Annotated in this window: 16 protein-coding genes; 10 read left to right on the top strand and 6 right to left on the bottom strand. The window is 64.9% G+C overall.

Features of this window, described 5'->3' with window-relative positions; genetic code table 11:
• Window positions 1-111 precede the first annotated feature (111 nt).
• The 3 genes from AWB68_RS02730 to AWB68_RS02740 all read right to left on the bottom strand — a co-directional run bounded on the left by AWB68_RS02730 (window position 112) and on the right by AWB68_RS02740 (window position 4,000).
• Window positions 112-1,911, bottom strand: coding sequence for a M61 family metallopeptidase (locus tag AWB68_RS02730; RefSeq protein ID WP_087642932.1), 1,800 nt, complete (start codon window positions 1,909-1,911; stop codon window positions 112-114).
• A 108-nt stretch (window positions 1,912-2,019) separates the two neighbouring features.
• A complete protein-coding gene (locus tag AWB68_RS02735; RefSeq protein ID WP_087642826.1) occupies window positions 2,020-2,748 on the bottom strand; it encodes a DsbC family protein in 729 nt (242 codons plus the stop codon).
• Window positions 2,749-2,827: 79 nt separating this feature from the next.
• Complete coding sequence (locus tag AWB68_RS02740) at window positions 2,828-4,000, bottom strand: UbiH/UbiF family hydroxylase (protein ID WP_087642827.1); 1,173 nt, start codon at window positions 3,998-4,000, stop codon at window positions 2,828-2,830.
• A 210-nt stretch (window positions 4,001-4,210) separates the two neighbouring features.
• Between AWB68_RS02740 and ychF the strand changes: the two genes are divergently transcribed.
• The 8 genes from ychF to AWB68_RS02780 all read left to right on the top strand — a co-directional run bounded on the left by ychF (window position 4,211) and on the right by AWB68_RS02780 (window position 12,593).
• The gene (ychF, locus tag AWB68_RS02745) at window positions 4,211-5,305 is read left to right on the top strand and encodes a redox-regulated ATPase YchF (protein ID WP_087642828.1); all 1,095 of its coding nucleotides are present in this window, start codon (window positions 4,211-4,213) and stop codon (window positions 5,303-5,305) included.
• A gap of 280 nt (window positions 5,306-5,585) precedes the next feature.
• Window positions 5,586-5,837, top strand: coding sequence for a DUF3761 domain-containing protein (locus AWB68_RS02750; RefSeq protein WP_235028182.1), 252 nt, complete (start codon window positions 5,586-5,588; stop codon window positions 5,835-5,837).
• Between the two features lie 187 nt (window positions 5,838-6,024).
• Window positions 6,025-7,692: an energy-dependent translational throttle protein EttA gene (gene ettA / locus AWB68_RS02755; protein ID WP_087642830.1), complete on the top strand. Its 1,668-nt coding sequence runs from the start codon at window positions 6,025-6,027 to the stop codon at window positions 7,690-7,692.
• A 128-nt stretch (window positions 7,693-7,820) separates the two neighbouring features.
• Window positions 7,821-8,945 (top strand): DUF748 domain-containing protein, encoded by a 1,125-nt coding sequence (locus AWB68_RS02760; protein WP_087642831.1) that lies wholly within the window; start codon window positions 7,821-7,823, stop codon window positions 8,943-8,945.
• Window positions 8,946-9,056: 111 nt separating this feature from the next.
• Window positions 9,057-9,584 carry a 2,4'-dihydroxyacetophenone dioxygenase family protein gene (locus tag AWB68_RS02765; RefSeq protein WP_087642832.1) on the top strand — a complete coding sequence of 176 codons (528 nt, stop codon included), beginning with the start codon at window positions 9,057-9,059 and terminating at the stop codon, window positions 9,582-9,584.
• Window positions 9,585-9,659: 75 nt separating this feature from the next.
• Window positions 9,660-10,961, top strand: coding sequence for an MFS transporter (locus AWB68_RS02770; RefSeq protein WP_087642833.1), 1,302 nt, complete (start codon window positions 9,660-9,662; stop codon window positions 10,959-10,961).
• 14 nt (window positions 10,962-10,975) lie between these two features.
• Window positions 10,976-11,704, top strand: coding sequence for an SDR family NAD(P)-dependent oxidoreductase (locus AWB68_RS02775; RefSeq protein WP_087642834.1), 729 nt, complete (start codon window positions 10,976-10,978; stop codon window positions 11,702-11,704).
• An 88-nt stretch (window positions 11,705-11,792) separates the two neighbouring features.
• Window positions 11,793-12,593: an IclR family transcriptional regulator gene (locus tag AWB68_RS02780; RefSeq protein WP_087642835.1), complete on the top strand. Its 801-nt coding sequence runs from the start codon at window positions 11,793-11,795 to the stop codon at window positions 12,591-12,593.
• A 27-nt stretch (window positions 12,594-12,620) separates the two neighbouring features.
• Here the strand turns inward: AWB68_RS02780 and AWB68_RS02785 are convergent, their stop codons facing one another.
• The 3 genes from AWB68_RS02785 to AWB68_RS02795 form a co-directional block, all read right to left on the bottom strand.
• The gene (locus AWB68_RS02785; protein WP_087642836.1) at window positions 12,621-13,244 is read right to left on the bottom strand and encodes an HAD family hydrolase; all 624 of its coding nucleotides are present in this window, start codon (window positions 13,242-13,244) and stop codon (window positions 12,621-12,623) included.
• 23 nt (window positions 13,245-13,267) lie between these two features.
• Window positions 13,268-15,088, bottom strand: a complete 1,821-nt coding sequence (locus AWB68_RS02790; RefSeq protein WP_087642837.1) for an aminopeptidase P family protein — start codon at window positions 15,086-15,088, stop codon at window positions 13,268-13,270.
• Between the two features lie 79 nt (window positions 15,089-15,167).
• Window positions 15,168-15,440, bottom strand: a complete 273-nt coding sequence (locus AWB68_RS02795; protein WP_087642838.1) for a hypothetical protein — start codon at window positions 15,438-15,440, stop codon at window positions 15,168-15,170.
• A gap of 207 nt (window positions 15,441-15,647) precedes the next feature.
• On the opposite strand from AWB68_RS02795, the gene AWB68_RS02800 reads away from it, so the two are divergent.
• Window positions 15,648-16,409 (top strand): response regulator transcription factor, encoded by a 762-nt coding sequence (locus AWB68_RS02800; protein ID WP_087642839.1) that lies wholly within the window; start codon window positions 15,648-15,650, stop codon window positions 16,407-16,409.
• Window positions 16,410-16,449: 40 nt separating this feature from the next.
• A complete protein-coding gene (gene hemA, locus AWB68_RS02805; RefSeq protein ID WP_087642840.1) occupies window positions 16,450-17,772 on the top strand; it encodes a glutamyl-tRNA reductase in 1,323 nt (440 codons plus the stop codon).
• Window positions 17,773-17,862: the final 90 nt, after the last annotated feature.

Below are 17,862 nucleotides of genomic sequence, written 5' to 3' on the forward strand. Positions count from 1 at the left end.
GACAGGATGCATTCTTCGTTTTTCGGACGACCGGAACAAGCTGTGCACTCGTGACGGATTGTTGCATGGGTAGAACAATCCGCCTTTCGCGATGGCTGGAGGTTCGGCTGCTCAGCCTCTCAGCCAGCGCTCGCGCCATTGTTTCGCCGGGCCGCGGCCATCGGCAGCGGCCAACGTGTAGCGCGTGACTTCCGGCGCGTCGAGTTTCACCTCCGCGCGCCGCAGCTCGTCGCGGCGGAACGCGTGCACTTCCACCTTTGCGCCCGGCAGATAGCGCGCGAGCAGGCCGTCGAGATTCGCGCCGGTGACGCGCAGGCCGTCGATCGCGATCAGCACGTCGCCCGCCGACAAACCCGCCTTCTGCGCCGCGCCGCCCTCGTGCACGACCGCCAACACGCAATCCGCGCCGCCGCGTACCCGCACGCCGAGCGACGGCTTGCCGGCCGTGCCGTTCGTCGCGAGATCGGTGGAAAGGGTGACGCCGAACGGCTCCAGCAGAGCGTCGAGCGGCAGGTCGCGCGTGCCGTGCACGCCGTCGCGGAACAGTTTGCGCAAGTCCGCGCCCGTCGCTTCGGCGAACAGCGCCTCGACTTCCGATTCCGCGATGCCCCGCGACTTGCCGTTGTAGAAATCGCGTCCGTAGCGCTGCCACAGCAAACGCATCACGTCGTCGAGCGACTTGCGGTTCGCGGTTTGCGCGCGAATCGACAGATCGAACGCCAGCGCGATCAGCGAGCCCTTTTGGTAATAGCTGACGATCGCGTTCGGCGCGTTTTCGTCGGCGCGGTAGTACTTGACCCACGCGTCGAATGAGCTTTCCGCGACGGTTTGCTTCAACCGCCCGCTGCCGCGCAGCACGCCGCCGATCGTCTTGCCGATCAGCGAAAAGTAGTCGCTCGGGCTGATCACGCCGCTGCGCACGAGCATCAAGTCGTCGTAGTAGGACGTGAAGCCCTCGAAGAGCCAGAGCAGCGACGTGTAATTCTCCTGCGACAGATCGTACGGCGCGAACGCCGCCGGCTTGATGCGCTTCACGTTCCACGTATGGAAATATTCGTGGCTGCACAGGCCGAGGTACGTGCGATAACCGTCGGTCATTTCCGCGCGGCCGAGCACCGGCAGGTCGCCGCGATTGCAGATCAGCGCCGTCGACGCGCGATGCTCCAGCCCGCCATACCCGTCGCTCACGGCGACCGTCATGAACACATAGCGATCGACCGGCGCCTTTTTCGTGCGCGGCTCGAAGAGCGCGATCTGCGTCTCGCAGACGCGCTTCAGGTCCGCCGCGAGCCGGTTCATGTCGAGCCCGGTCACGCGGCCCGAAATCACGATGTCGTGCTTCACGCCGTGCGCGCTGAAGCTGCCGAGCGCGAAATCGCCGAGCGTCACCGGATGGTCGATCAGCTCGTCGTAGTTCTGCGCCCGATACGCGCCGAAACCGTAGCGCTTCGTGCCGCGCGCTTCCGGCAGCGCCGTCGCGACGCGCCAATTGCGGTACGCCGCGCCCTGCGGCGCCTGGATGTCGACGGCGCACGGCGCATCCGCCTGGCCCTCGACCGCCAGGAACACGCTCGTGCCGTTGAAGAAGCCGATGGTGTCGTCGAGATGCGCGGCACGCACGGACATGTCCCAGCCGTACACCTCGTAGCGCAGCGTGATCGGGCCGTCATGCGGCGCGGCCTGCCACGCGTGCTTGTCGATTTTCTCGATCGCGATCCTGCGACCCGCCGCGTTGAACGCCGCAAGCGTCACGATGTTGCGCGCGAACTCGCGCACCATGTAGCTGCCGGGAATCCACACCGGCAGCATGAAACGCTGCCCGGCGGAATCGGGTTCGGCGACGGTCAGCGTCACTTCGAACAGATGCGCGGCGGGATTCTTCGGAACAATGGTGTACTGGATCGGGTTCATCGTGCTGTCCTTGTTTTTGTTCGAGGCTTCCGGCGCGCCGGGCATTCCGACCGCCAGAAACCACAAGAGGCGCTTCGCGCGCCTCTCGTTCAAAGTGTGTCGCGGAACTCAGCGCACCGCCGAGAGTTCCTTTTCCAGCCGGTCCGCGGGCACGGCGCCCGGCAGGCGGCGGCCATCGGCGAGGAAGACGGTCGGCGTGCCGGTGACGTTCATCGAACGGCCGAGCGTCAGGTTCTTGTCGATCGCGGCGGTGTCGCAACTTGCGAGCACGGGCGTCTTGTGGTCGAGCATCCAGCTTTCCCAGGCGACGGCGCGATCCTTCGCGCACCAGATCGACTTCGACTTGGCGGTCGAATCCGGCGACAGCACCGGGTACAGGAACGTGTAGATGGTCACGTTATCGACGCCCTTGAGCGTCGTTTCGAGTTGCTTGCAATACGGGCAGTTCGGGTCGGAGAACACCGCGATCTTGCGGCTGCCGTTCCCCTTCACCACCTTCACAGCGTTCTCGAACGGCAGCTTCGCGAAGTCGATCTTGTTGGTCTCCGCGAGACGCGCGTCGGTCAGATTGGCGCGCGTGCGCGTATCGACGAGGTCGCCGAGCAGCACGTAGTTGCCGGTTGCGTCGCTGTAGAAGATCTGCGAGCCGACGTTCACTTCGTAGAGACCCGGAATCGGCGTCTTCTCGATGCTCTTGATGTTCGCGTCGCCCATGCGCGATTGCAGGGTCGACTTGAGTTTGTCGGTGGTCTGGTCGGCCTGCGCCGAGCAGCCGATGCCAAAGATCGCGCCGAGCATGGCGGCAGCGACGACGGCGGAGCGGAGAGTGATTTTCATGCGAATTCCCGTGAGTGCTGCTGTAAGTCCAGCTGTGAGTCCTGATTGGCGCGAACGCGATTTCGCTCGCGCCGGGTAATTAGCCGAGCGCCGCCGACACCAGCCAGCGCTTCACGAGCGGCTGCGCGCCGACGAGCGCCATGCCCGTGTTGCGCACCGCCCGCGCGAGCGTGCCGGGTACGGAGAAGAGTTTTTGCAGGCCGTCCGTTGCGACCACGAGCTTCTGGATGTCCTCGCGACGCGCGCGTTCGTATCGGCGCAACAGCACCGGATCGCCGAGATCGCGGAAAGCTTCCTTGTTCGCGATGACGTCGGCGAGCGCGGCGACGTCGCGCAAACCGAGGTTCATCCCCTGCCCCGCAAGCGGATGAATCAGATGCGCCGCATCGCCGACGAGCGCCACACGCGGCGCAATCAGCCGGTCGACGGTTTGCAGCGCGAGCGGAAAACCCTGCGCCGGCGTCACGCAATCGAGCGTGCCGAGCAGGTTCTGCGTCGCCGTCTCGACTTCCGCCGCGAGTTGCGCCGGATCGAGTTTCAGGAGCGCGTCCGCGTGTTCGGTGCGGGCCGACCACACGAGCGAGACGTGATCGTCCGGCAGCGGCAGGAGCGCGATGATCTCGGTGTCCCTGAACCACTGGTACGCGGTCTCGCCGTGCGGCTTTTGCGCCTTGAAGTTCGCGACGACGCCCGTCTGCCGATAGTCGCGCCGGGTCGCCTTCGAGCCCATTTGCGCGCGGACCCACGAATGCGCCCCGTCCGCGCCGACGATCAGGTCAGCTTCGAGCGTTTCGCCGCTCGCGAGCGTGACGTGCGCGGCGTCGTCGTGGACGGCCATGCCTTGCGCGCGCGAGTCGAACCACGAGAGGTTCGGCTGGAAGCGCAGGGCGGCATCGAGCGACGTTTCGATCAGCGACGATTCCACGATCCACGCGAGCTGCGGCACCGATGCCTGGAACGCCGAGAAATGGAGTTCGGCGTGGGAGTCGCCGAAGACGCGCATGTCGAAGACCGGGCCGAGACGCGAGCGGTCGAGCGCCTGCCAGACGCGCAGCCGCTCCAGCAGCGCCTGCGAACTCGACGACAGCGCGTAGATCCGCGAGTCGAACATGGCGCTGGCCGGCAGCGGCGCGGCGGGCGCGGCGACGAGCGCGGTGCGCAGGCCGGATTGCGTCAGCGCGAGCGCCGCCGTCTTGCCGACGAGCCCGCCGCCGACGACCACCGCGTGGAAAGTCTGGGGATGGGAAGTCATGCGGGCATTATAGCTGCGGGGTTTGGCGTGATCGGGGCCGGGATCAACCCGTGACGCAGCGTTACAATAGCGGTTTGCCCGGCCGCACGACGTGGCCAACCGTTGCGCGCTGCCCGCTGCGGCCTTTTGGCCGGCCGTGAGCGTGTCACTCAGCGTGTCGATCAGCGAAACCCACGCGGCGAGCGCCGTTTCACCAGTTCGAAGGATTCCATGAGCCTCCAATGCGGCATCGTCGGCTTGCCTAACGTCGGCAAGTCCACTCTTTTCAATGCACTGACCAAGGCGGGGATTGCCGCCGAAAACTATCCGTTCTGCACGATCGAGCCGAATGTCGGCGTGGTCGAAGTGCCGGATGCGCGGCTCCAGAAGCTGGCTGACATCGTCAAGCCGGAGCGCATCCTGCCGGCGGTGGTCGAATTCGTCGATATCGCCGGTCTCGTCGCCGGCGCGAGCAAGGGCGAAGGGCTCGGCAACCAGTTCCTCGCGAACATCCGCGAAACCGACGCGATCACACACGTCGTGCGCTGTTTCGAAGACGACAACGTGATCCACGTCGCGAACAAGATTGACCCGCTCGACGACATCGAAGTCATCAACACCGAACTCGCGCTCGCCGACCTGACGACGGTCGAAAAGGCGCTCACGCGCTATTCGAAGGCCGCGAAATCGGGCAACGACAAGGAAGCGGCTAAGCTCGTCGCTGTGCTGGACAAGATTCGAGCGCAGCTTGAGCAAGCGAAGCCGGTCCGTGCGCTCGATTTCTCCGACGACGAACGCGCACTCATCAAGCCGCTTTGCCTGATTACGTCGAAGCCGACGATGTACGTCGCGAACGTGAAGGAAAACGGCTTCGAAAACAACCCGCATCTCGACGCGGTGAGGAAGCACGCGGAAACGGAGAATGCGCCGGTCGTCGCGGTGTGCGCGGCGATCGAAGCGGAAATCGCCGATCTCGACGATGCCGACAAGCTGGAGTTTCTCGCGGATATCGGAATGGAAGAGCCGGGATTGAATCGTGTGATTCGGGCTGGTTTCAAGTTGCTTGGGTTACAGACTTATTTCACGGCGGGCGTGAAGGAAGTGCGCGCGTGGACGATTCATATCGGCGACACGGCGCCGCAGGCCGCGGGCGCGATTCATACAGATTTTGAACGCGGGTTTATTCGCGCGCAGACGATCGCGTTTAATGATTTTATTGCGTTCAAAGGTGAGCAAGGCGCGAAGGAAGCGGGGAAAATGCGGGCGGAAGGGAAGGAATATGTCGTGCATGATGGGGATGTGATGAATTTTTTGTTTAACGGGTGATTCGTTAAAAACTGTCGTCGCTGCTTGTCAGAATAAGCGGAGTGCCTGATAAAGGCACTTCGCTTTTTTATTGCCTGATTTATTTCGGATTGCTGGTGAAAACAAGAGACTCGGGCCTGCGAAAAAGCTAGCGCTGGCAGACGTCCGAAAACAGAAACCAGGCGAGGCAAACGGATGCGCTCGACGTTTAATCCATTAAGCGCAGAACCACACAACACACCAATAAAAAACCGTGCTGAAACCCCACCCCACACCACTCCGCAGCATTCTTCATTTCACGATCACGGCACTGATCGCCTTTTCAAGCACATCGGCCCACGCGTATTACCAAGGCACCCCCGACGAATCCGACCTCGACAACCACAACACCTACGTGAACCGCGACGGCCAAACCGTCCACGCGCCGGCCCACTCTCGCTCAGGACAAATCCCGGAAGGCGCATCGGCGCAATGTCGCGACGGCACCTACAGTTTCAGCCAGCACCACAGCGGCACATGTTCACGGCACGGCGGCGTAGCGGCATGGGAATGACCCCCGCCCGCACGGCCCCAAGCCCCGCCCGTCCCACGAAGTACAATGCCACTTCGTCCCGCGCGCGCTGCCATCGCGGCTGACGGAGCGAGTCGCGCGTCGCCAGACGCAAGGCCGACACCGCCCGCATCGACGCAATCGAACCGCTCGCCGCCTTCCCGACCACCCAACAACACCGCACACACCCATGGCCCAATACGTCTTCACCATGAACCGCGTCGGCAAGATCGTGCCGCCGAAGCGCCAGATCCTGAAGGACATCTCCCTTTCGTTCTTCCCGGGCGCGAAGATCGGTCTGCTCGGCCTGAACGGCTCCGGCAAATCGACGCTGATCCGCATCATGGCGGGCGTCGACAAGGAGATTGAAGGCGAAGCCACGCCGATGCCGAACCTGAACATCGGCTACCTGCCGCAGGAACCGCAGCTCGACCCGCAGAAGACAGTGCGCGAAGCCGTCGAGGAAGGCCTCGGCGAAGTTTTCAGCGCGCATAAAAAGCTCGATGAAATCTACGCCGCCTACGCGGAACCCGACGCCGACTTCGACGCCCTCGCCGCCGCGCAAGCCAAATACGAAGCAATCCTCGCGACGAGCGACGGCGGTTCGCCCGAGCAGCAACTCGAAGTCGCCGCCGACGCACTCCGCCTGCCCGCCTGGGACGCCAAGATCGAGCACCTGTCGGGCGGCGAAAAGCGCCGCGTCGCGCTCTGCAAGCTCCTGCTGCAAAAGCCCGACATGCTGCTCCTCGACGAACCGACCAACCACCTCGACGCCGAATCCGTCGACTGGCTCGAGCAGTTCCTCACGCGCTATCCGGGCACCGTCGTCGCGGTGACGCACGATCGCTACTTCCTCGATAACGCCGCCGAATGGATTCTCGAACTCGACCGCGGCCACGGCATTCCGTGGAAAGGCAACTACAGCAGCTGGCTCGACCAGAAGCAGGACCGCCTGAAGCAGGAAGAATCGACGGAATCGGCGCGTCAGAAGGCGCTCAAGAAGGAACTGGAATGGGTGCGCCAGAACCCGAAGGGCCGTCAGGCGAAATCGAAGGCGCGGATCGCGCGCTTCGAGGAACTCAACAGCCAGGAATACCAGAAGCGCAACGAAACGCAGGAAATCTTCATTCCGGTCGGCGATCGGCTGGGCAATGAGGTCATCGAGTTCAAGAACGTCAGCAAGGCGTATGGCGATCGCCTCCTGATCGACAACCTGAGCATGAAGATTCCGGCCGGCGCGATCGTCGGGATCATCGGGCCGAACGGCGCCGGCAAATCGACGCTGTTCCGCATGCTCACCGGCAAGGAGCAGCCGGATTCGGGCGAGATCGTCACCGGTCCGACGGTGAAGCTCGCCTACGTCGATCAAAGCCGCGACGCGCTCGACAGCAGCAAAACCGTGTTCGAGGAAATCTCGGGGGGCGCGGACGTGCTGACGGTCGGCAAGTACGAAACGCCGTCGCGTGCGTATATCGGCCGCTTCAACTTCAAGGGCGGCGACCAGCAGAAGAACGTGGGCAGCCTGTCGGGCGGCGAGCGCGGGCGGCTGCATCTGGCGAAGACGCTGATCGCGGGCGGCAACGTGCTGCTGCTCGACGAGCCATCGAACGATCTCGACGTCGAAACGTTGCGCGCGCTCGAAGACGCGCTGCTCGAATTCGCGGGCTCGGTGATGGTGATCTCGCACGATCGCTGGTTCCTCGACCGCATCGCGACGCACATCATCGCGTTCGAAGGCGATTCGCAAGTGTCGTTCTTCAACGGCAACTATCAGGAATACGAGGCCGACAAGCGCAATCGCCTGGGCGAGGAAGCCGCGAAGCCGAAGCGTCTGCGCTACAAGCCGATCACGCGCTGATCCGGCATTTCGTCTGAGCAGGAGCGCGCGCCCAATGCGGGCGCGCGCACCGACAACACGCACGAAATTGGCGACCGTCTAGCGCACACGCCGTCTCTGACGCGGCGCAGACGAGGAGACTGGCGAGCATGGCGGGATCGAAGGCGCAGCGGGCCGCAATCTGGGGAATCGGGGTCGTGGTCGCGATCGGCGTGATCGCCGTCGGTGGCTGGTTCTTCGTCGTGCACGAGATGAAGCAACGCATCGTCGAGACGCTCGGGCCGTTCGGTTCGGTCGAGGAAATCGATGTCGGGCTGTCGCAGATCACGCTGTCGCGCGTGCGTCTGCGCGGGCCCGCCGACTGGCCGACCGCCGACGCGATGCGCGCCGAACGCATCGTGCTCGAACTCGACATGCGCGCGGCGCTGCACAACCGTGTGCATCTGCGCAATGTGAGCGTCGACAATTACTATCTTTCGATCTTCCGCTCAGCCGACGGCCGCGTGCGCATGCTGCCTAATCTTCAACAATCGGCGCGCGAAGCCGACGCCAAGCCCAACGACGAAGCCACGAAACACGCGAACGAGGAAAAGCTCATCGACCACGTCTCATTCGAGCGCGGCACGATGGAGTTCTTCGATGCTTCGGTGCGGACGCCGCCGTATCGCGTGCTGATCGGCGATTCTCGCGCGACCGTCGATCACATCCACCTCCCCGCGCTCACCGACCGCACGGTGCTTTCGATGACGGGGTCGATCAAAGGTCCGTCGCATACGGGCGCGGTGAGCTTCGGCGGCTGGATGGTGATCGCGACGAAGGACTCGCAGACGCGCTCGACCTTGCGCAGCGTCGACATCTCGACGCTCGATCCGTATCTGCTGAAAAAAGCCGGCGCGAAGGACATCGTAACGGGCGGCACGATCGACCTGACGCTCGATGCCACCGTGCGCGACTACCACATCCATGCGCCGGGCACGGTGGTGCTGAACCATCTGCAATTGAGCGAAGGCAGCAGTCCGCTCGACACGTTCCTCTCCATTCCGACCAAAGCCGCGATCGCGGCGCTGAAGGATCGCCGCGACCAGATCAAGCTCGATTTCGTCCTCGACGGCGACCTGCGCGATCCCAAGTTTTCGCTGAACGAGAGTTTGTCGAAGAAACTCGCCGCCGGCTTCGCGAAGGCGCTCGGCGTCAGCGCGGAAGGGGTGGCGAAAGGCGCCGGCGAGACGGTCAAGGGCATCGGCAATGCGCTGATGAATCTCCTCGGCAAGTGACCGGCATGTGATGCACTGCACAACATTCGCGGCTTGACACGATCTGCCTCGCGGGCAGAGCATATGTCCATAATCTGATTCATCGATCCACATTATGGACAAGGAGACGCGATGGCAGCCCCCCATGCCGCGGCGGACGCAATGACGCCGTACCAGCTTCCCCAGCCTCCCGAAGCGCTCAAGGAGATCGTCGTCGAATCGGCGATCCCGAAGGACGAGCGCCTGTGGGTGCCGCAAGCCGAGAACGTCTGGTTCCGGCCGCTTTGCCTGAACGTCTCCACCGGTTACTGGATGAACCTATTGCGGGTGCGCAAGTCCGGCGTGCTGAGCCGCCATCGTCATCCGCAAGCGGTTCACGGCATGGTGCTCAAGGGCCGCTGGCGCTACCTGGAGCACGACTGGATCGCGACCGAGGGCAGCTATGTGTTCGAGCCGCCCGGGGAGACGCACACGCTGTACGTGCCCGACGATGTCGAAGAGATGATCACGTATTTCCAGGTCAACGGCGTGATGTTCTATTGCGACCCGCAAGGCAACTACACCGGCTACGAAGACGTCTTCACGAAAGTCGACATGTGCCGCAAGCATTTCGAAGCGGTCGGCCTGGGCGCGGATTACGTCGATCAGTTCATCCGCTAGGCATTTCCATCCGAGCGCAACGCTCAACCTTGAATTCCCTTCAATCAGACTCGAAAGAGCACCGGAGGAGACACCGTGCAGGCCAAGTCACCGCGCTTGAAGCGCATCCAGTGGGTCGCGCTCACCTTTCTCACGCTGGCGGGAATCGTGAATTATCTCGACCGCAGCACGCTTTCCATCGCGAACCATTCGGTCAGCCAGGAACTCGGGCTGTCGGCGTCGCAGATGGGGTTGCTGCTGTCCGCGTTCTCGTTTTCGTATGCGTTCTCGCAATTGCCGATCGGCGTGATGCTCGACCGCTTCGGCGCGCGCATCATGCTCGGCCTCGGCATGTTCGTGTGGTCGGTCGCGCAGTTGTTCGGCGGGCTGGTCACGAGCCTGCAGCAGTTCCTGTTCGCGCGGATCGCGCTCGGGATCGGCGAAGCGCCGCAATTTCCGGCGGGCGCGAAAGTGGTGAGCGAATGGTTCGCGCTGCGCGAACGCGGCAAGCCGACCGGCATCTTCGTGACGTCGTCGACGATCGGCCCGGCCCTCGCGCCGCCGATCCTCACCGTGCTGCTGCTCATCTTCGGCTGGCGCTACATGTTCGTGATCATGGGCGCGCTCGGCATCGCGGTGGCGATCGGCTGGTACATCGTCTACCGGAATCGCGCGGATATCGCGCTGACGCCGGAGGAAGTCACGCACCTGACCGAGGACGAGCCGCTGCAACGCGCCGAGCGCCGCATGACGTTCGCGGAATGGCGCAGCCTGTTCGCCAAATCGACGACGTGGGGCATGATCTTCGGCTTCATGGGCGTGATCTACATGGTGTGGCTGTACCTGACGTGGCTGCCCGCTTATCTCGAACATGAGCGCCATCTCACCATCGCGAAAACGGGCTGGATCGTGTCGATTCCGTACCTGTTCGGCACGCTCGGCATGCTGTCGAGCGGCTTCATCGCCGATGGCCTGATGCAGCGCGGCGTCGCGCCGATCCGCAGCCGCAAGTGGCCGATCTGCACTGGCCTCTTCGGCGCGGCGCTCTTCACCGTGCCGGCCGCGTTCACGCCGAACCTGACGCTCGCCATCGTGTATCTGTGCGCCGCGATGTTCTTCGTCAACATGGCGAGCGGCGCCGCGTGGGCGCTCGTGAGCGTGGCCGCGCCGCGCCACATGGTGGCGTCGCTCGGCAGCATCCAGAACTTCGGCGGCTACTTCGGCGGGTCGTTCGCGCCGTTCGTCACGGGCCTCGTGGTCGACCGGACGCATTCGTTCGTCAACGCATTCCTGATCAGCGCGGCAGTCGCGTTCGCGGCGGCGCTCGTCTATATGTTCGTCGTGCGCGTGCCGATCCAGGACACGGAAGCCAGCGCAACGACGGTTCCGGCCCTCTGAAAGACGCAACTCACATGACTTTTCAAGCCAATCTGTTCCAGGGCAAGACCGTGCTCGTGACGGGCGGCACGCAAGGCATCGGCGCGGGCGTCGCGCAACAATTCGCGGCGCTCGGCGCGCGCGTGATCGCGGCCGGCATCGAGCCGACCGACGCCCAGCGCGACGCCCTCGGACACGCCATCGAAGTCGCGCCGCTCGATGTCAGCGACGACGCGAGCGTCGCCGCGTTGTTGAACGGTGTTGGCTCGCTCGACGTGCTCGTGAACTGCGCAGGCATGATCCGGCGCGGCGAAGAGCACGACATCGACGTGTTCGAGCGCGTGATCGCCGTGAACCTGAGCGGCACGATGCGCGTGTGCAGCGCCGCGCGCGAGCGGCTGAAGGCGACGGGCGGCGCGATCGTCAACACGGCGTCGATGCTGAGTTTTTTCGGCGGCGGCCTCGTGCCCGCGTACAGCGCGAGCAAGGGCGGCATCGCGCAACTGACGAAATCGCTCGCGATCGCCTATGCGGCCGACGGAATTCGCGTGAACGCAGTGGCGCCCGGCTGGATCGCGACGCCGCTGACGCAGGCGCTTCAGGACGACGAAGCGCGCGCGCGGCCCATCCTCGAACGCACGCCGATGAAGCGCTGGGGCACACCGGAAGATGTCGCGCAGGTCGTCGCGTTTCTGGCGTCGCCGGCGGCGGCGTTCATGACGGGCGCGATCGTGCCCGTCGACGGCGGTTATCTGACGGCGTAGCGCGAGTCTGGAGCGCGGGGCGGCGTCGATATAATCGTGCCGCGCCCGCGCCGCCCGAAGCGCGCTTCGACTGTCTGTCATCCAAGCCATGCCATCCTCCGCCACCGATCCCGACACCGCCAAAGCCTCCGGCACCGCCGCCTTCTCGAAATTCATGGCCGTGCTGCAACTGATCGCCGACGGCGCCGAACCGCAGACCATTCCGCAGCTCGCCGGCGCATGCGGCTATCCGCGCCCGACGGTCTACCGGATCGTCGGCGCGCTGATCGCGGAAGGGCTCGTGGTGGAAACGGCGCGCGGCAATACGTTTTCGCTCGGGCCGCGTTTGCTGACGCTCGCGAGCCGCAGTTGGGAACGCTCGGACCTGCGCGTCGCGGCGGCCGACGCGCTTCAGATCCTGCGCGACGCGACGCAGGAGACCGTGCACCTCGCGGTGAAGAGCGGGCCGGACATGGTGTACATCGAGAAGCTCGAAAGTCCCCACGCGGTGCGGATGGCGTCGCGCATCGGCACGCGCGTGACGCTGTATTCGAGTTCGGTCGGCAAGGCGTATCTTTCGACGCTAGGACGCGCCGAGCGCAGCGCGCTTCTGCAAAACATGACGCTGGAACGCTTCACGCCGAACACGATCGTCGAGCGCGATGCACTCGATGCGGAACTCGACGCGACCGCCGAGCGCGGCTACGCGGAAGACCGCGAGGAAAACGAAGCGCAGATTTTCTGCTATGGAAGCGCGATCCTGGACGCGAACGGCCGGGCGCTCGCGTGCGTGAGCATCAGCATTCCGCTGTTCAGGAAGAGCGCGACGCCGCTTGAAACGTATGTCGCGCCGTTGCGCGAGACGTGCCGCGTGATCGGCGAGCGCATGGGACCGGCGGCGGCACGCTGACGTAGCGACGCACCGCCGCCGCGAACATCAGACTGCCAAGCCCAGCGCACGCAATTGCGCTTCCGTGTGCGCCGCGTCCGTGTGATGCACGCCATGCCAGCCGAGCGCGGTAGCGGCCTGAGCGTTCCTGGCGTTATCGTCGATGAAGACGAGTTCGTGCGGCGCGATGCCCGGCAGATGCCGCTCGATTTCCGCGCGCATCAGCGTGAAGATCGCCGGATCGGGCTTCACGACACCGACGCGCCCCGACACGATCACCTCGCGAAACCGCTGTAGCACGGGGTAGCGTTCCCACGCGTACGGAAACGTCTCGGCCGACCAGTTGGTCAGGCCGAAGAGCGGCACCCCGGCCGCTTCGAGCGCATCGACGAGCGCGACGCCGTCTTCCAGCACACCGCCCAGCATCTCCTGCCAGCGCTCGTAGAACGCGCGGATCAGCGCTTCGTGCTCGGGAAACTTGGCGACCAGTTCAGCCGTGCCCTCGACGATCGTCTGCCCGCCGTCCTGCTGCACCACCCATTCCATCTTGCAGACATTGTCGAGAAACCAGCGACGCTCGGTGGCGTCGGGAATCAGCCGGCTGTAGACGTACTCCGGGCTCCAGTCGATCAGCACCCCGCCGAAATCGAACACTACCGCCTTGATCGCCATGCGTCGCCGCTCCTTGTCTTGAATCAGATCGGTTGGGTACGCGCTTCGAGCCACGTCTTCGCCGCGCCGGAAACATGCGGCGAAACGCGCGCGCGCACCGTCGCGTGATACGCGTTGAGCCAGGCGCGCTCGTCGTCGCGCAGCAGCGACAAGTCGATGCAGCGCGTGTCGATCGGGCAGAGCGTGAGCGTCTCGAATTCGAGGAAATCGCCGAATTCGGTCTTTTCGGTCGGCTGGTTCAGCACCAGGTTCTCAATGCGGATGCCCCACTTGCCCGGCCGGTAGATGCCCGGCTCGATCGACGTGATCATGCCCTCTTCCATCGCCGTCCACGGCTCGGCGGGCGCGTAGTGCGAGATCACCTGCGGGCCTTCGTGCACGTTCAGGAAATAGCCGACGCCATGTCCCGTGCCGTGCCCGTAGTCGGCGCCCGCTTCCCAGATCGGCGCGCGCGCGATCGAATCGAGCATCGGCGAGCGGATGCCGCGCGGGAACTTCGCGCGCGAAAGCGCCATCGTCCCTTTCAGCACGACGGTGAAATCGCGCTTGTGCTCGGCCGTGATGTTGCCGATCGGCACGACGCGCGTGATGTCGGTCGTGCCGCTCAGGTACTGGCCGCCCGAGTCGATCAAGAGCAGCCCGTCGCCTTCGATCACCGAATGCGACGCTTCCGTCGCGCGGTAATGCGGCATCGCACCGTTCGCGTTGAAGCCGGCGATCGTCGCGAAGCTCAGCGTGACGAAACCCGGCCGGCGGGCGCGCGCCGCCGTGAGCTTTTCGTCGATGGTCAGCTCCGTGATCCGCTCGCGGCCGAGCGCGTCTTCGAACCACGCGAAGAATTCGGCGAGCGCGGCGCCGTCCTGCTCCATCGTCGCGCGGATGTGCCCGGCTTCCGCCGCCGTCTTGCGCGACTTGGCGAAGGTCGACGGATTCACCGCTTCGACGAGCTTGACCGTCGACGACACTTTTTCCAGCAGGCCGAACGTGATGCGGCGCGGGTCGATCAGCAGCGCGGAGCCGGCGGGCAACGCGCCGAGCGCCTCGGCCGCGCGCGCGTACGGCTCGACGCGCACTTTCTCGCGCGCGAGCGACTCGGCGAGCGCGCCGGGCACCTTGCCATCGGCGACGAACAGCACCGCATCGTCGAGCCCGACCAGCGCGTGCGCGACGAACACCGGGTTATAGCTGACGTCGGCACCGCGCAGGTTGAAGAGCCAGGCGAGGTCGTCGAGCGTGGAGATGAAATGCCACTGCGCGCCTTTCTCCTGCATGACCCGGCGCACTTCGGCCAGCTTCTCGGCGCGCGCCACGCTCGCGTGCGGCGCGCTGTGCTCGTACACGCCGGCGTCCGGCAAACCGGGGCGCGCGGGCCACACGGAATCCAGCAGGTCGAGGTCCGTGCGCAGCACGATGCCGCGCGCCGTCAGCGCTTCGGAGAGCGCGCGCGCCGCCGCCACGCCGAGCACGGTGCCATCGACGGCGACCGTCGCGCCCGACGGCACGTTCTGCGCGAGCCAGTCGACATGCGGCGCGCTCTGCTGCCCGGCCATCATCTTCATCAATCCGACGCCGGTGCCGGCGAGTTGCGCTTCGGCCTGCGTCCAGTAACGGCTGTCGACCCATACGCCCGCGAAGTCCGCCGTGACGACGAGCGTGCCGACCGAGCCAGTGAATCCCGACAGCCACTGGCGTCCCTGCCAGCGCTCCGGCAAATATTCGGACAAATGCGGATCCGCCGATGGAATCAGCACGGCGGCCAGGTTTTCGCGCGCCATCTCGCCGCGCAACAATTCGATGCGTTGGGAGAAAGTCGCTGCGTCGGGGGAATCGAGTCGATCGTTCATGGAGTCACCTGCCTGATGCCCGCAAGGGCTTGCTTGATGTTTCGACGCGCCGCTCGTGACCGCGCGTCGAAGGGAAAAATCAGCGCCGCGCCGCCAGACCGACCGTCACGGTCACGAGGACGAGCGCAAAGAGAGAACACGCGAGCCATTCGAGCGTATCGCCGTCGTGATACGCGCCGACGAGGTTGCCGAACATCCGCGCCAGGACGGTGGCGAGGGCGCCCGCGCCGAGCGCCATCCAGACGCGGCCCGCCAGAGCGGGCCCGACACGCCCCGCGCGCCGCAGCGGATGCAGCCACCAGCCTGCGAGACCGATGACCGCGCCCAGGAAAATCAGCCCGACCCAACCCATCAGCGACGCGTCCCGGCCGAATTAAGAGAAACCGTATGGGTTGGCGCAGGTGGTTCAACTAGCATTTTCGCTCTCGTCAACTATAGGTAGCAACGCGCCCAAGGCGCAGCGGATGAGTTTAGGGGGCCAGGTTGGTGATGGCAAGCTCGCGGCCTCTCGCGCGTTTCGGGCCCCTGACCGCTCAGTCCTGCGCACGGCGTCCAACTCATGCGAATCGCCATTATCGACCCGGACGAACAGCACGCCGATTCCATCGGCGCCGCACTGTCGGCCGGCGGTCACTTTTGCCACTTCTTCCGCACCCCGCCCCTGTTCTTCATGCGGCTGAAGCGCGAGACCTACGACCTGCTGATTTCGTCCGCCGGTTCGCGCGACATGAGCGGCGCGGAAATCGTCTCACGCGTGCGGGCGCTCGTGCCGCACATGCCGGTGATCCTGATGTCGGCGAAACCGGGCGAGGCGGATATCGTCGACTGCCTGCGGGCCGGCGCCGACGACTGCGTCACCAAACCGGTGCGCTGCGCCGAGTTGATCGCCCGCATCGACGCGCTCACGCGCCGCAGCGCCGCGCGGCCCAGCGTGCCGGAGCGTTTCGGCGAATATCTGTTCAACGTGTCTGAGCTGAGCGTGAGCTTCGGCGGCGAGCGCGTGATGCTGACGCCGAAGGAGTACCGCTTCGCCCATCTGCTGTTTTCGAACCTCGCGCGGCCGATCTCGCGCGGACATATCCTCGAGATCGTCTGGACGCGCGGCAGCGATATCCAGTCGCGCACGCTCGACACCCACGCCTGCCGTCTGCGCACGAAGCTCAAGCTGCGCCCGGAATACGGCTACCGGCTGACGCCGCTCTACGCCTACGGCTACCAGCTCGATCGCGTCGAATCGGCGGAAGAAGGGCCCGAACAGCCCGCGCGATGCTCGCCATCCGTTATGGCGCCTATAAATGAACAATTCCGAGAAACGCTATAATATCGGGCTATCTCCAAGGCCATCAGCTTAGGCCCAATACATGCAGCTCCTCGCGATCGGAATCAATCACCACACTGCGCCTGTCGCCCTCCGCGAACGCGTGGCGTTTCCGCTCGAACAGATCAAGCCTGCACTTGGCGCCCTGAAAGACATCTGGCTGGGGCCGCTCGCGAAGGTATCGCCGGAAGCGGCGATCCTCTCGACCTGCAACCGGACGGAGCTGTACTGCGCCACCGACGACCAGGCCGCCCGCGAAGCCGCCATCCAGTGGCTGTCGAAATATCACCAACTCCCGGTTTCCGAACTCGCGCCGCACGTCTATGCGCTGCCGCAGGGTGAGGCAGTGCGGCACGCGTTCCGGGTAGCGTCGGGGCTCGATTCAATGGTGCTCGGCGAGACGCAAATTGTCGGACAGATGAAAGATGCCGTGCGCACGGCGTCCGAAGCCGGCGCGCTCGGCACCTATCTGAACCAGTTGTTCCAGCGCACCTTCGCCGTCGCGAAGGAAGTCCGCACGACGACGGAAATCGGGGCGCAATCGGTATCGATGGCGGCGGCCGCCGTGCGCCTCGCGCAGCGCATCTTCGAGAACATTTCGGGCCAGCGCGTGCTGTTCATCGGCGCGGGCGAGATGATCGAACTCTGCGCGACGCACTTCGCCGCGCAAAGTCCGCGTGAACTGGTCGTGGCGAACCGCACCGCCGAGCGCGGCGAAAAGCTCGCCGGGCGCTTCAACGGCCGGGCGATCCCGCTCTCCGACCTGCCCGCGCGGATGCACGAATTCGACATCATCGTGTCGTGCACGGCTTCCACGCTGCCGATCATCGGGCTGGGCGCTGTCGAGCGCGCGGTGCGCGCGCGCCGTCACCGGCCGATCTTCATGGTCGACCTCGCCGTGCCGCGCGACATCGAACCGGAAGTCGGCAAGCTGAACGACGTGTTCCTGTACACCGTCGACGATCTCGGTTCGATCGTGCGCGAAGGCAACGCGTCGCGGCAGGCGGCGGTTGCGCAGGCCGAAGCGATCATCGAGACGCGGGTGCAGAATTTCATGCAATGGCTCGATGCGCGCAGCATCGTGCCGGTGATTCGCCACATGCACACGCAGGCCGACGCGCTGCGGCGCGCCGAAGTCGAACGCGCGCGCAAGCTGCTCGCGCGCGGCGACGACCCGGCGGCGGTGCTCGAAGCGCTGTCGCAATCGCTGACGAACAAGCTGATTCACGGCCCGACGCATGCGCTGAACCGCGCGAGCCGCGAAAACCGCGACCAGCTCATCGACCTGATGGGCGGCTTCTACAAGCACGGCGGCACGCTGCCCGACCCGTCCGACTCAGGCTCGTCCGGCAATTCAGGCCGTTAGCGGCCTATTCCTTGCTCCTCCTGTTGCTCCGCGGCTTTAAAACGCGGACGCTTCCTTCACAGCACATTTCTGCGGAGCCACGCTCCACTC

This window comes from Caballeronia choica (assembly GCF_001544535.1).
Taxonomy (GTDB): domain Bacteria; phylum Pseudomonadota; class Gammaproteobacteria; order Burkholderiales; family Burkholderiaceae; genus Caballeronia; species Caballeronia choica.

Bases quoted from the DNA above. Each gene is read 5' to 3' on its own strand.
- AWB68_RS02730 (WP_087642932.1), bottom strand. From the start codon at position 1,911: ATGAACCCGATCCAGTACACCATTGTTCCGAAGAATCCCGCCGCGCAT.
- AWB68_RS02735 (WP_087642826.1), bottom strand. From the start codon at position 2,748: ATGAAAATCACTCTCCGCTCCGCCGTCGTCGCTGCCGCCATGCTCGGC.
- AWB68_RS02740 (WP_087642827.1), bottom strand. From the start codon at position 4,000: ATGACTTCCCATCCCCAGACTTTCCACGCGGTGGTCGTCGGCGGCGGG.
- ychF (WP_087642828.1), top strand. From the start codon at position 4,211: ATGAGCCTCCAATGCGGCATCGTCGGCTTGCCTAACGTCGGCAAGTCC.
- ettA (WP_087642830.1), top strand. From the start codon at position 6,025: ATGGCCCAATACGTCTTCACCATGAACCGCGTCGGCAAGATCGTGCCG.
- AWB68_RS02760 (WP_087642831.1), top strand. From the start codon at position 7,821: ATGGCGGGATCGAAGGCGCAGCGGGCCGCAATCTGGGGAATCGGGGTC.
- AWB68_RS02765 (WP_087642832.1), top strand. From the start codon at position 9,057: ATGGCAGCCCCCCATGCCGCGGCGGACGCAATGACGCCGTACCAGCTT.
- AWB68_RS02775 (WP_087642834.1), top strand. From the start codon at position 10,976: ATGACTTTTCAAGCCAATCTGTTCCAGGGCAAGACCGTGCTCGTGACG.
- AWB68_RS02780 (WP_087642835.1), top strand. From the start codon at position 11,793: ATGCCATCCTCCGCCACCGATCCCGACACCGCCAAAGCCTCCGGCACC.
- AWB68_RS02785 (WP_087642836.1), bottom strand. From the start codon at position 13,244: ATGGCGATCAAGGCGGTAGTGTTCGATTTCGGCGGGGTGCTGATCGAC.
- AWB68_RS02790 (WP_087642837.1), bottom strand. From the start codon at position 15,088: ATGAACGATCGACTCGATTCCCCCGACGCAGCGACTTTCTCCCAACGC.
- AWB68_RS02795 (WP_087642838.1), bottom strand. From the start codon at position 15,440: ATGGGTTGGGTCGGGCTGATTTTCCTGGGCGCGGTCATCGGTCTCGCA.
- AWB68_RS02800 (WP_087642839.1), top strand. From the start codon at position 15,648: ATGCGAATCGCCATTATCGACCCGGACGAACAGCACGCCGATTCCATC.
- hemA (WP_087642840.1), top strand. From the start codon at position 16,450: ATGCAGCTCCTCGCGATCGGAATCAATCACCACACTGCGCCTGTCGCC.